At 39.4% G+C, this 13763-nt stretch carries 10 protein-coding genes and 1 pseudogene; all 11 read left to right on the top strand.

The window, feature by feature from the left end; translation table 11 throughout:
• Positions 1-222: 222 nt before the first annotated feature.
• Positions 223-707, top strand: a pseudogene (locus HSISS2_RS06240) (LURP-one-related family protein).
• A gap of 24 nt (positions 708-731) precedes the next feature.
• The gene (alaS, locus tag HSISS2_RS06235; protein ID WP_021145924.1) at positions 732-3350 is read left to right on the top strand and encodes an alanine--tRNA ligase; all 2619 of its coding nucleotides are present in this window, start codon (positions 732-734) and stop codon (positions 3348-3350) included.
• 176 nt (positions 3351-3526) lie between these two features.
• Entirely contained in the window at positions 3527-4450 is a 924-nt protein-coding gene (locus tag HSISS2_RS06230) for an XRE family transcriptional regulator (protein ID WP_021145923.1), read from the top strand.
• Between the two features lie 137 nt (positions 4451-4587).
• Positions 4588-4911, top strand: a complete 324-nt coding sequence (locus HSISS2_RS11845; protein ID WP_240471998.1) for a hypothetical protein — start codon at positions 4588-4590, stop codon at positions 4909-4911.
• A gap of 77 nt (positions 4912-4988) precedes the next feature.
• The gene (locus HSISS2_RS11840; protein ID WP_021145922.1) at positions 4989-5279 is read left to right on the top strand and encodes a DUF6287 domain-containing protein; all 291 of its coding nucleotides are present in this window, start codon (positions 4989-4991) and stop codon (positions 5277-5279) included.
• Positions 5280-5343: 64 nt separating this feature from the next.
• The gene (locus HSISS2_RS06220) at positions 5344-5643 is read left to right on the top strand and encodes a hypothetical protein (protein WP_008533921.1); all 300 of its coding nucleotides are present in this window, start codon (positions 5344-5346) and stop codon (positions 5641-5643) included.
• Between the two features lie 287 nt (positions 5644-5930).
• Positions 5931-8486: an SH3 domain-containing protein gene (locus tag HSISS2_RS06215; protein ID WP_021145920.1), complete on the top strand. Its 2556-nt coding sequence runs from the start codon at positions 5931-5933 to the stop codon at positions 8484-8486.
• Positions 8487-8687: 201 nt separating this feature from the next.
• Complete coding sequence (locus tag HSISS2_RS06210; protein WP_021145919.1) at positions 8688-9440, top strand: LytTR family DNA-binding domain-containing protein; 753 nt, start codon at positions 8688-8690, stop codon at positions 9438-9440.
• A 135-nt stretch (positions 9441-9575) separates the two neighbouring features.
• Positions 9576-11114, top strand: coding sequence for an SH3 domain-containing protein (locus HSISS2_RS06205; RefSeq protein WP_021145918.1), 1539 nt, complete (start codon positions 9576-9578; stop codon positions 11112-11114).
• 128 nt (positions 11115-11242) lie between these two features.
• Complete coding sequence (locus HSISS2_RS06200) at positions 11243-11809, top strand: hypothetical protein (RefSeq protein ID WP_021145917.1); 567 nt, start codon at positions 11243-11245, stop codon at positions 11807-11809.
• 284 nt (positions 11810-12093) lie between these two features.
• Positions 12094-13763 (top strand): SH3 domain-containing protein (locus tag HSISS2_RS06195; protein WP_134981501.1); only part of this gene is annotated, 1670 nt, incomplete at its 3' end.

Below are 13763 nucleotides of genomic sequence, written 5' to 3'. Positions count from 1 at the left end.
GTAATCATTACTTCGGATACAGAAAAATGGCGGTTGCTGCGAGCCATGGACGGATGGGATTATTTGCTACTCAAAGTTTACAATTTAAGAAAAATAAGAATGACAAGGTCATTGAATGAAGGTGGTACCGCGGTTCACGTCGCCCTTCGTTTAGTGGTCTTGTCTTTTATTCTTTTAGTATTTTTTGAATGAATGTATGTATGACATTATTGGAGGTAGCTTATGAAAACCTATTTTGTCAAACAGAAGTTTCGATTGGGTGGTGAACGCTTTGATATCAAGGATGATCAAGGTAGAGTTGCCTACCAGGTCGAAGGATCCTTTTTTAAGGTTCCAAAGACCTTTACGATTTTTGGCGAGGATGGTCGTGAGATCAGTCATATCACCAAGGAGCCTATTAGTCTCTTACCCAAATTTACGGTGGATTTACAGGGTGGTTCGAGTTTTTACATTCGTAAAAATTAACCTTTCTTCGTGATAAGTATGATGTCGATAATCTTGGCTTGCGAATAGAGGGGAATATTTGGGACCTGGATTTTCAACTGCTTAATAGTCAAGATCAGGTAGTTGCTAGGATTCAAAAGGAACTCTTCCATCTAACATCGACCTATACTGTTACCGTTTATGAAAATACTTATGCCGATTTAGCCATTTCCCTATGTGTCGCTATTGACTATGTGGAAATGCTCGAGAATAGCTCAAAATAAGAAACAATTGATTAAGGAGAAACAATGAAACAACTTACTTCAGCACAAATTCGTCAAATGTGGCTTGATTTCTGGAAATCAAAAGGTCACGCTGTTGAACCATCAGCTAACTTGATTCCAGTTAACGACCCAACCCTTCTTTGGATTAACTCAGGGGTTGCCACTTTGAAAAAATACTTTGATGGTTCAGTGATTCCTGAAAATCCACGTATCACCAACTCACAAAAAGCTATTCGTACCAACGATATTGAAAACGTTGGTAAGACAGCTCGTCACCACACGATGTTCGAAATGCTTGGTAACTTCTCAGTTGGTGACTACTTCCGTGATGAAGCCATCACATGGGGTTATGAGCTTTTGACAAGCCCAGAGTGGTTTGATTTTCCAAAAGACAAACTTTACATGACTTACTACCCAGATGATAAAGATTCATACAACCGTTGGATTGCTTGTGGTGTTGAACCAAGTCACTTGATTCCAATTGAGGATAACTTCTGGGAAATTGGTGCTGGACCTTCAGGACCAGATACTGAAATCTTCTTTGACCGTGGAGAAGACTTTGACCCTGATAATATTGGTATCCGTTTGCTTGAAGAAGATATTGAAAACGACCGTTACATTGAAATTTGGAACATCGTTTTGTCACAATTTAACGCAGACCCAGCTGTCCCACGTTCAGAATACAAGGAACTTCCTAATAAAAACATTGATACGGGCGCAGGTCTTGAACGTCTTGTAGCCGTAATGCAAGGGGCTAAAACAAACTTTGAAACTGACCTTTTCATGCCTATCATTCGTGAAATCGAAAAAATGTCTGGCAAGACTTACGATCCTGATGGGGATAATATGAGCTTCAAGGTCATCGCTGACCACATTCGTTCATTGGCCTTTGCCATCGGTGATGGCGCTCTTCCAGGTAATGAAGGTCGTGGTTATGTCCTTCGTCGTCTTCTCCGTCGTGCTGTAATGCATGGTCGTCGTCTCGGTATTTCTGATGCTTTCTTGTACAAACTTGTTCCAACAGTTGGTAAAATCATGGAAAGCTATTACCCAGAAGTTCTTGAGAAGAAAGACTTTATCGAAAAAATCGTTAAACGTGAAGAAGAAACCTTTGCACGTACTATTGATGCAGGTTCGAGCATGCTTGATGAACTTCTTGCTAACCTTAAGAAATCTGGTAAAGATACGCTTGAAGGTAAAGACATCTTCAAACTTTACGATACTTACGGATTCCCAGTGGAATTGACAGAAGAATTGGCTGAAGACGAAGGCTTCAAGATTGACCATGAAGGTTTCAAAGCTGCCATGAAAGAACAACAAGACCGTGCGCGTGCTAGCGTCGTTAAAGGTGGTTCTATGGGTATGCAAAATGAAACCCTCGCTAATATTACTGAACCATCTGAGTTCTTGTATGAAGATGAAGCTGCAGAAAGTCGTTTGAGCGTTATCGTTGCTGATGATGCCCGTCATGATACTGTAAATTCTGGTCAAGCTCTCCTTGTCTTTGAACAAACACCATTCTACGCTGAAATGGGTGGACAAGTAGCTGACCACGGTACGATCTCAGATGCAGCTGGTACTGTCGTGGCACGTGTTGTTGATGTTCAACGTGCACCAAATGGTCAACCTCTTCATACCGTTGAGGTTGAAGGTGAACTTGTAGTCGGTGCTAACTATAAACTTGAAATTGACCATACACGTCGTCATCGTGTCATGAAGAACCACACAGCAACTCACCTCTTGCACGCTGCCCTTCATAATATTATCGGCAACCATGCGGTCCAAGCTGGTTCACTTAACGAACAAGAATTCTTGCGTTTCGACTTCACTCACTTTGAGGCTGTAACTCCAGAAGAATTGCGTGCTATCGAAGAACAAGTCAACGAAGAAATCTGGAAAGCTACTCCAGTAACAACGATTGAAACAGATATTGACACTGCTAAGTCAATGGGAGCTATGGCCCTCTTTGGTGAAAAATATGGTAAGAATGTACGTGTCGTTTCAATCGGTGATTACTCTGTTGAGCTTTGTGGTGGTACACACGTTGCCAACACTGCTGAAATCGGTATGTTCAAGATTGTCAAAGAAGAAGGTATCGGTTCAGGAACACGTCGTATCTTGGCAGTGACATCACGTGAAGCTTACCTTGCTTACCGTGAAGAAGAAGATGCCCTCAAAGCAATCGCAGCAACACTTAAAGCACCACAATTGAAAGAAGTGCCTAACAAGGTTGCTAGTCTTCAAGAGCAGTTGCATGCCCTTCAAAAAGAAAATGCTGCGCTTAAAGAAAAAGCAGCTGCAGCTGCAGCTGGTGACGTCTTCAAAGACGTTAAAGAAGCTAACGGTGTTCGTTACATTGCTAGCCAAGTGGAAGTTTCTGACGCTGGTGCCCTTCGTACCTTTGCAGATCAATGGAAACAAGCAGACTACTCTGATGTCCTTGTCCTTGCAGCTCACATTGGCGAAAAAGTTAATGTCCTCGTAGCAAGCAAGTCTAAAGACGTTCACGCAGGTAATGTTATCAAGGTTCTCGCACCAATCGTATCAGGTCGTGGTGGTGGTAAACCAGATATGGCCATGGCCGGTGGTAGCGATGCCAATGGTATCCAAGATCTTCTTTCAGCAGTAGCAGAACAGCTCTAAGATGTGATACAATGAAAGTAACTTGAAAAGGTAGGATGGAAATCCTATCTTTTTCTTTGTAAGTGGTATTGAAAGTAATGATTATTTTCGTTTCAAAATTGAAATAGTGAATACTGGGTGGTATACTATTACAAATCATAAAAATTATAATAGTTTCAAGTAAAAGGGAGCTAGCGATGTTTGGACAAGACTTTGGTCATCGGTTAAGAGAATTGAGATTAGCACAAGGATTCACTAAAGAAAAATTTTGTGAAGGGGATGAGGTTTTATCAGTACGACAATTGACACGTATAGAAACAGGGAAGTCTCAACCTAAATTAGAGACCTTAGAGCACTTGGCAAGACGTCTGAATATATCTTTATCGGAATTGCTTGGAGAGAGGGCTATAGGTTCAAAGTTGCCGGTAGAATACCTCAATCTCAAATATCAATTGATGCATGCGACTAGTCTAGATAAGCCAAATAACCTAATGAAACTAGACGAAAAGCTGGGTAAAATTATTGATATTTATTATGATGATTTGCCAGCTGATGAACAGAGGGTTGTTGATATCTTACAGTCAAAACTTTACTCATATACTTCAAAGACACACCAAAAATTTGGCATGAGCATTTTGGAGAAGAGTTTATCATCATTATGTGAGAAAAGGGTATACACTATCAATGATCTACTACTTATAGAACTATATCAAATTTCGTTAGGAGATGGTGATAGTATGCGGTCAGATGGGTTTAGTGAAGAGACTTTTTATGCCATTTGTAGAAATCTTATAAATAGTTATGATAATATTCCCACGGAGTATTTATTTTTACTTAGGGATGCCTTATTAATGGTTCCAATAGTTGAATATGAACGAAAAAAGTTTCATTTATCGGAGATAGCATTCAATCAACTGCATCGTATTATGGAGGAAACTCAAGATTATCAGAAAAAACCAATTTTGAGAATGCTAGAGGGACAGTATCTATATGTTGTAAAGAATGATATTTTTGAGGCTAAAAAGGCTTATCAAGAAGGGATAATCTTGGCTAGATTATTAGGAGATACCACTTTAGCTGACATCATGTCAGAGAAAATGAGAGATGCCATGAAAGAATAGAGCAGGACATACGTGTCCTGTTCTTTTTTCTAATATGGAGTATATTATATTCATAAGAAGAACTAAAGAATATAACTTATTTCATCGAGATTTTTGAAAATGACACAGTCTAAAATAGAGTATTAAGGAGAATTATTATGAAACCTGCTACAAAACGTTTCACAACTTTAACCGCACTCGCTTTAACTTCCGTTCTATTACTTGGTGCATGTGGTAATAACAAGAAGGAAGCCACATTAACATCGAGCTCTAGTAAGGTTAGTCAGAAAGTGAAATCGACAAAACCATCCTCAAAAGAAAAGCGAAGAAGTCTGAGAAAAAGACAAAATCTTCTAGTTCAGAAGAAGTATCAAAAGCGACCTCTGGAGAAAAGGATTCACAACCATCAGCCGGAAATGTTGCTGGATCTGCTCAACAAGAAGTTGCCCCAACAAATCCTAGTGAAGAAACAGCTGGAGTAAATCAAGGAACTCCTACAGAACAACCATCTGCTTCAGCGGAACAAACACCAGCTACCACAGTAGTTGATGCTACGGCAATGGCTAATGGTGATTTCTCTAGTGTTGCTGGTACCTATCAAAATGACCTAGGGGACACAATTACAGTATCCCCATCCGGTAGTGTAACCCGTGTTGGTGCTGAAAGTGGTTATAGTGATACAAGTAGTCAGCTGTTTAATGGTTTTGCTCAAGATGGCGGTTATGTAGCAGGATTTGCTCATAATGATGGACCAACCAGTGACCCAATTTTCTTTGATAGTAATGGACAGATTCGTTTCGGTTCTGATGCGATATATGGTCGGATGCATGTTTACAATAAATTAGATTGATGGTATTGTCCCTCAGTACTTAAGAAAAGGAAATAACAAGTAGTAGAAGGAGCATACTTTAAAAATGTCTCAAAAAGAACATGGAGAAGTGAGAAGTACTAGTGGTACCTTAAAGGGTACCTATCACTATTTGAATTCTCCCAGTCCTCATTTGTTTCCGTTTGTCTTTATTAGTAACGTAACAGATAGCCTTCAGATGTTTCGCGTTTGTAAGAATGGTAAGCCATTTGCCTTTCCATTACTTCTACCAAATCAATATAAAATTGTTTACATTAAGGATTTTCAAAATGTTAGCTCCTGTGATGAGATTACAGTGACTGAACATTTAGAGGAATACATCTATGATGAATCAGACTTAGACTAGAATGATATCTATAGTCAATTTAACTCGGAATGAATTGATTAATCTATTCAGATTTGCTTAATGTGTCAAGAAATTAGATGTAGGAAAAGTCCTTAGATATAGCTAAGGACTTTTCTTCATTATAATAGATAATAGTTATCGAAAAGATTGTCGATCAATTTTCTACAAAATAAAGTTTAGTAATATTAATGAAATACTTGTAAAATATTTTTAAAAGAAGTATACTATAGGCGTAAAAAACGGTTCCATTATTTTATGAAACAGCCTAGAAAGTGAGAGTGATTACAATGAGAAAGGCAAATGTTATCAAGGAACGTCAACGTTATTCTATTCGTAAATATTCTTTTGGAGCTGCATCAGTCTTGATTGGTGCGAGCTTGTTGCTTGGTGGACATGCTTTGGCTCAGGAACAAGCCAATAGCACAGGTCCAAGTACGGATTATGAAGTTTATGTGAATCATTCTGAAGCACCTCAAATAGATCAAGCTACCTCAGAAGCTATTAACGATGCTCTCAATGAACCTGCGTCAAGATCAGAAGCGCCAAGACCTAAGCTTGTTAGCAGTGAAGTTGCTTCCTCTGAAGCTAGTAGTGTAGTGGTCAGCGAGGCTGCTTCTTTGGAAGTACCAGCAGAGGTTGCTCAATCTGCATCTGCTGTTGCTTCTGTTGCGAGCTCAGAGGTGGCTAGCCCACGTTATGAAGTGTCATCAGTAGCTAGCTCTGAAGTAGCTAGTGAAACGGACCGTTCAGCAACTTCAGAAGTAGCGGAAACCATAGGTGCTGACCGTGAAGCTGTGGATACTCCTCAACCTGGTGTGGATGGTCCTGTGACTGCTGATGGTTCTCTTGATATTCCATCAAACGGTACCTATTATTTCCGTCGCACTACTGAAATTCGTACAGCTCCAGTCATGGATATCAAACCTACTTTCGTCTTTAGTGCAGGTGACCATGTTATTTATGATAAGGTCTTGAAGAGAGATAATCACCAATGGATTTCTTACATTGGTTACGATTATGAACGCTACTACGCTGATATCGCAGCTTTGAAGGCTGAAAATACTAGTAGCAACACTGAGGCGGCTAGAGATGAAACCATCCCTGAACGTGGTACTTATTATTTCACTAAACCTGCAGATGTGAAGAACCAACCTAGCTTGACTGCTAAGACTGAGTTCAATTTTGATCCTGGTATGTCAGTTAACTACGATAGATCTTTGCTTGCGGATAACCACCGTTGGATTTCTTATGTGTCATACAATGGTACTCGTCGTTACGTCGACCTAGGTGCTACTGTAGAGGCTGTAGCTAAACCAAGAGGCGATATCGCTATTGAAAGCCATGACAATGGTGATTTTAGTGTCGTTATCAGTAATGTTTCAGACCAAAACGGTGTCCTCGGGGTATCCGTTCCAATCTGGTCTGAAAAGAATGGTCAAGATGATATCATCTGGTACAATGCGACTCGTCTTAACAATGGTAACTACAAGGTTAACGTTAGTCTAACTGACCACAAGAATGAACGTGGTCTCTACAATGTTCATCTTTACTATGTTGAAACTAATGGTAAATTAGTTGGTGTGGGTGGCACCACTTACACAGTTCCTGCCAAGGTTGAAGAAACGCATACAACAACTAGTTATAGCCTTCCTGACTCAGGAACTTATACTTTTAAAGAACGCTCTAGCATCAAGGCAGAACCTCGTGTAGCAAGCCCAGAGTTGGCCTACTACGATGCTGGTATGTCAGTTAACTATGACAAGATTGTCAGTGGTGATGGTTATCAATGGCTTTCTTACCTCAGCTTTAATGGTAACCGCCGTTATGTAGCTGTGGCAAAACTTGCTCAACAAGAAAGCAAACCAAGCGGTACTATCAATATTGAAAATCTCTCTAACCTTGGTTTTGATGTTCATATCACCAATGTTTCTGGTGGCGACAAGGCTATCCAAGGCGTGAGTGTTCCAGTTTGGACAGCTAAAGACGGCCAAGACGATTTGGTATGGCACCAAGCTGACAGACAAAGTGATGGTAGCTACAAGGTTCGTATCAATGTTGGTGACCATAAGTCTGAAGCAGGCGAATACATTGTTCATCTCTACTATGTCCAAGACGGTAAGATGGTAGGTATCGGAGGCACTAGCACAACTGTTCCAGTTCAAAATGCAACCCGCCACAACCTTCCAGCTTCAGGTTCATATACCTTTACGGCTCGTTCTGGCATCAAGACTCAACCTTTGGTAGCTAACCCAGATGTTAGTTACTACGATGCTGGTATGTCAGTCAACTATGACAAGGTTGTCAATAATGACGGCTATACATGGCTTTCTTATCTCAGCTATTCAGGAAATCGTTTCTATGTGGCTATCACACCAACAAGTGTGACTAAACCAGTAGAACAACCAGTTCAACCAAGTACACCATCTTCTGGTACCTATACTTTCAAGGAACGCTCTAGCATTAAAGCAGAACCAAGTGTGGCAAGTCCAGAGTTGGCCTACTATGCTGCTGGCATGTCCGTTAACTATGACAGATTGGTGACTGCAGATGGTCATACATGGCTCTCTTACCTTAGTCGTGGAGGTAGCCGTCGTTACATTTCTATTGATGGTAAGGCAACAGCAGTTGCTCAACCAACAAGTCCAAGCCTAGCAGCAACCGGCACTTATACCTTTACCCAACCTAGCTCTATCAAGACTCAACCAAGTGTTGCAAGTCCAGAGTTAGCCTACTATGATAAAGGTATGTCCGTTCGCTATGACAAGGTCCTTACAGCTGATGGCCACACCTGGTTGTCTTATGTAACCTATAGCGGTGCAAGACGCTATGTGGATATTTCTTAAGAGTTGTAACATCACTCTCTTTTGAGGGTGGTGTTTTTTAGTTTCAAGAGTTGAATAAATATATTGTTCAATATGTTTTGGAAATATTTGCCGTAAATTAGCGAAAGTTGTAAAATCAAGGTGAAAGTATAGGATTCGTTCTATACGTAGCTAATTCATCAAGTTATTGAAAGAAAATGATATAAAACGGAGGTACTGAGCATGTTAGATATTTTTGTTTTAGAAGAAGATTATTTTCAACAAGCTCGTCTTGAGGATGCTATCCACAAGTCCAAACAAATATATATTTTAAGAATTGGGAAGGTTGATTTATATGATAAACCCGATCAATTATTAGAGCGTATTACGGAAAGGGGTTCGCATTTACTGTTTTTTCTAGATATTGGATCTGACAGTGATGTCGAAGGGGGAATATTGGTTGCTCAACAGATTCGTGAGCGAGATCCGTATGCAAGTATTGTTTTCATCACAGCACATCCCGAACTCCTACCTTCAACCTTTCAGTATCGCTTAGCTGCACTTGATTTTATTGATGAGAATTTGCCTGATAATGAATATGAAGATAGGCTTATTTCTGATATTGGATTAGCACTTTCTAAAAATGGTTTGAGCCAAATAGAGTGTGCTTTTACGGTAGATACAAAGAATGCAACTATACAAGTTCCTTTTCATAAGATTCTTTATTTTGAAACATCTCCAACAATTCATAAGGTGATTCTTCATACAACGGAAGAGCAGATTGAGTTCTATGGTCAATTATCAAAAATTGTGAAACAAGATTGCAGACTGTATAAATGCCATAAATCATTTGTTGTAAATCCCGAAAACATTGTGAGATTGGACAAAGAGTTAGGTATTATTTATTTTGAAAACGGAGAGTCATGCTTGGTTTCAAAAGCTAAACAAAAAGAGATTGTTGCTAAGATGCTTGTTCCAAAAAACATGGCAGTTTGATGTATATAGTATTTTTATTTTAAAATGTTATTTTCTGATTATGACGGAATTTGAGTATTTTATGACAAGTATGAAAATAATTAATTTTTGATGCTATACTTTTTAATGTAAAAAATTTAAGGAGATTTTTCTATTATGAAGAATAGTTATTTCAACTGTACTAGTCAACGTTTCTCAATTCGTAAGTATTCTTTTGGTGCTGCTTCTGTGCTTTTAGGGGTTTTCCTACTTTCTGGTGTACAGACTGCTCATGCTGATGAGCAAACGGCTGTTTCTGAATCAACTGCAAGTATTACTAGCGATAATGGAGTTGTATCAGAGAAAGTAACTTCTTCAAATACTGAGATTGCTCTTTCTGAAGCTACTGTTTCAGTTCCAAAGGATAGTTTGGAACCTGCTAAAGCACTTTCAAGTGCTGTGACTCCAGAAAAGACAAGTGAAAGTTCTCAGCATGTTGAAACAGTTACTACGAATGAAACTCACAAAGTTGAAAATACTACTGAAGCGATATCAACAGTAGAAGAAAAGGTTAACGTAGCGACAAATACTGATAAGTCATCTGATAAAAAAATTACTACTCCAAGCATTTCAAATGAGGCAAATAAAAAAATTGAGTCCGAGGTACGTGAAGATAAGGAGACTGAAAAAGTTACTGTAACAGAGAAAATTTCTGATCCAAAAGTTCCTGAAATAAAAACAGATAATAAGCCAACAATACCAAGTACTGGTTATTCGCGATTATTCAGTGTTGGAAATATCAGACGACCAATGTCAACTAATCCTAGAATTGGTGATGATTACCCAGCAGCGTGGAGGTTTGCTGAAGGATACGACCAGTGGGGATATGCTATGGGTAACTGTACATCTTTCGTTGCTTATAGATTAAAAAATGTGAATCATATTGAACCACCTCGAGCATTGGGAAATGGAGCCCAATGGGGTGCTACTGCTAGAGGGTATGGCTATCGTGTAGATAAAACTCCAGCTAGAGGATCTGTAGCATATTTCGATGATGGCGGGTATGGACATGTTGCATGGGTAGCGGATGTCCGTGGTAATAATGTTATTATTGAGGAGTACAATTGGTATATCAATGGTGTATGTGATCATAGTTACCATACTCAAACATTACCTATTTCCCATTATACAGGTTACATCCATTTTAAAGACTTAAAAGGTGGGAATACAAGTATTCCTGATGCTCCGATGCCAACAAATAATACGGTAAGTAGTCTAGCATCGTCTGGAACTTATCAATTTACTGAGCGAGTAAGTATTAAATCCGAACCAAAAATGTCTGCCCCAGAACTAGCCTATTATGAAGCGGGAAATACTGTCAATTATGATAAAACACTTCAGTCAGATGGTTATGTCTGGATTTCTTATCTATCATATTCAGGAAACCGTCGCTATATTCCAGTACAAAAGCTTTCAACTGTAGAAAGTGCTTCAACTATATCTAATCCTTCTAAACCATCAATTCCTAATAGTGGTGTTTATACTTTTAAAGGCTATGCAAGTATCAAAGCAGAACCAAAGATTTCTGCACCTGAGTTGGCATACTATGATGCTGGAAATACCGTGAATTATGATAGTCTTATTCAGGCAGATGGTCACTATTGGATTTCTTACTTATCATATTCAGGTGCACGTCGCTATATTGCTATTAGCTAAGACATAGGGGTCACCCTATTATAGAAGATCGCAGGAAATATTTTTATATTATTTTATGAAATTGTATTGAAATATAGAAATAAAGATGTTATATTTGTAACGAAAAACAAATAAAAGGAATATTAATCATGAAAAATACAAGTAAACTTATTGGTTTAGTATTAGCCCTTATCGTAGTTACCCTCGCTATCTTTTTGGTGACTAAATTTAACAGCCATGAATCAGCGCGTGTTGGCACAAGTAGCAGTTCAGTCCAAACGGTTAAAAAGTCATCTTCAAGCTCAAGTAAGGTCGTTAAGAAGGATAAAAAATCAACTCGATCATCATCTTCGGCAGTCACAAATGAAGAAAATGACAATCAGGCCTCAGCAGTAGCACCTAAGGCTTCTTCTCAAGAACAAGCTCAAGCAGGTACTACAGATGGCGGACAAGTGGCTGAAGCAACAACACCAGCTTCTCAAGTTGGAGGAGTTGAGGGTGGTCGAGGTGCTTGGAAAGCTACTTCTGGAACATTGACACTTGATGAGGAAACCCCTGTCTATGCTGCACCAGATAAAGACAGTGGGGTTGTTTCTAAAATGCCTGCAGGTGATGTTGATTGGGATAAATATGAAATTTTACCTGATGGAAACTGGTATAGTTTTGTCAAAGATGGGCAACGTTATTACATTTCATATTCAGATGTAGGACATTGATATAAGGTTCAAAAATGAAACATGATGGCATTTAAAGCTATCGTGTTTTTACTTTATTTTCCATTTTTTTGGAAAAACAACGAATATATAAGTATAATCAGTCATTTTTTTCGATTATGACGAAAATCGGACAGTTTATGATTTAAGTGGGAACAAGTCAAAAAATTTGGTATACTAGTGGACAAGTGAGAAATATAAAGTAATTTTTGTAAAACACTTGTAATATTTGTCACCTAATGTTACAATCAATCGGTAATAACAATTTGATAGAGAGAAATAATAATATGAAACGAGAAAAATTTTTACACGAACAACAACGTTTTTCAATTCGTAAATATTCTTTTGGGGCTGCGTCAGTTCTTTTAGGAGCTAGTTTGGTCTTTGCGGGCCAAGCTTTGGCTGACGAACACCACGAAGTCGCAACGACTTCAGATGCCACTTTGCGTGCGACTTCAGATAGTGATGCCTTAACAGCGGCTGATATTTTCAGTGGCGTAGCAACGAATGGAGTGACATCAAGTGAGAAAGCTAGCGAAACTTCAACAACAAGTCAAACAGCTAGTGAAACTGCTACTAGCGAAGCGACAAGTGAAGTCAGTGCCTCACAAACAGCTGATAAAGCATCTGAAACTGCAGTTGCCCCTTCAGCTGTGACAAATCGCTCAAATCTAGCTGAAAAAGATGCTAACCTTGATGTATCTAGTATGGTGAGAGCGGCTGTTAATACTAGCTTGGTGAGCGCACCAACAGCAACTACTGACAGCGACCTTCCAAGCCAAGGAACTTATGTCTACAAGGAACGTACAGAAATCAAGAATCAACCTAAGGTTTCTGCCAAGGCTGAATTTTATGTGAATCCAGGGGATAGCGTCTTCTACGACCAAGTCGTGACAGCTGACGGCTACCAATGGATTAGTTACAAATCATACTCTGGCGTGCGTCGTTATGCTCCAGTGAAACCAGTGGCAGCTGGTAGTGGCAGTGGTAATAGTGGTAGTGGGGATGGTAAGCCTTCTAATGGCGCTCAAGTTACAACAGGGGCTTTGAACATCCCAGCGACAGGAACTTTCTACTTTACACGTGACACAGATATTAAGAAAGAGCCAAAAGCAGACCTCAAACCTACTTTTGTTTTCAGTAAGGGTGATCATGTCATCTATGACAAAGTTTTGACTGCGGATAATCACCAATGGATTTCTTACATTGGTTATGACTATGTTCGCTACTATGCCGATATTGCGACTTTGACACCTGCTAAAGCTGAAACACCAGCTGCTAAACCAACAGAGACTAATCAAGCAAAACCAGAAACTACTGGTGCTGAAAAACTTCCAGCAAGTGGTACTTATAATGTGACACGTAGCTTGAATGTTAAAAACGAACCTAAGGCCTCTGCAGAAACACTTTATACCTTGGAAAAAGGCTACAAAGTGAACTATGACAAGGTCTTGACTGCGGATAACCACCAATGGATTTCTTACATTAGTTACAGTGGTACACGTCGTTATGTGGATATTGCGACTTTGAAAACTACTGAGTCTAAGCCACAAGAAAACCGTGTTTCAGGTGACCTTACTATAAGCAACCAAACGTCTAACGGCTTTGATGTTGTGGTTACCAATGTTTCAGGTGGTGGCAAGACAGTTCAAGAAGTGCGTGTCCCAATTTGGTCAGATAAGAATGGTCAAGACGATCTCACTTGGTACCATGCCGACAAACAATCAGACGGTAGCTATAAGGTTCATGTAGATAAAGCCAGCCACAAGGGTGACGCTGGTACTTATTCTGTGCATCTTTACTATATGTTGGATGGTAAACGAACTTATATTACAGAAACCACAGCTACAGTTCCTGAATCTCAAGTAGCAGGAAAATTGACGATTACCAACCAAACTTCTAACGGCTTTGATGTTGTCGTAACTGATGTTTCAGGTGGTGGCAAGACAGTTCAAGA

Source organism: Streptococcus sp. HSISS2, assembly GCF_000448665.1.
Classification (GTDB): Bacteria; Bacillota; Bacilli; order Lactobacillales; family Streptococcaceae; genus Streptococcus; species Streptococcus raffinosi.
This window is presented reverse-complemented; position numbering and strand designations above follow the sequence as displayed.

Excerpts from the sequence above, each read along its gene's own strand:
- HSISS2_RS06200 (WP_021145917.1), top strand. The coding sequence starts at position 11,243 with ATGAAAAATACAAGTAAACTTATTGGTTTAGTATTAGCCCTTATCGTA.
- HSISS2_RS11840 (WP_021145922.1), top strand. The coding sequence starts at position 4,989 with ATGGCTAATGGTGATTTCTCTAGTGTTGCTGGTACCTATCAAAATGAC.
- alaS (WP_021145924.1), top strand. The coding sequence starts at position 732 with ATGAAACAACTTACTTCAGCACAAATTCGTCAAATGTGGCTTGATTTC.
- HSISS2_RS06215 (WP_021145920.1), top strand. The coding sequence starts at position 5,931 with ATGAGAAAGGCAAATGTTATCAAGGAACGTCAACGTTATTCTATTCGT.
- HSISS2_RS11845 (WP_240471998.1), top strand. The coding sequence starts at position 4,588 with ATGAAACCTGCTACAAAACGTTTCACAACTTTAACCGCACTCGCTTTA.
- HSISS2_RS06210 (WP_021145919.1), top strand. The coding sequence starts at position 8,688 with ATGTTAGATATTTTTGTTTTAGAAGAAGATTATTTTCAACAAGCTCGT.
- HSISS2_RS06205 (WP_021145918.1), top strand. The coding sequence starts at position 9,576 with ATGAAGAATAGTTATTTCAACTGTACTAGTCAACGTTTCTCAATTCGT.
- HSISS2_RS06230 (WP_021145923.1), top strand. The coding sequence starts at position 3,527 with ATGTTTGGACAAGACTTTGGTCATCGGTTAAGAGAATTGAGATTAGCA.
- HSISS2_RS06220 (WP_008533921.1), top strand. The coding sequence starts at position 5,344 with ATGTCTCAAAAAGAACATGGAGAAGTGAGAAGTACTAGTGGTACCTTA.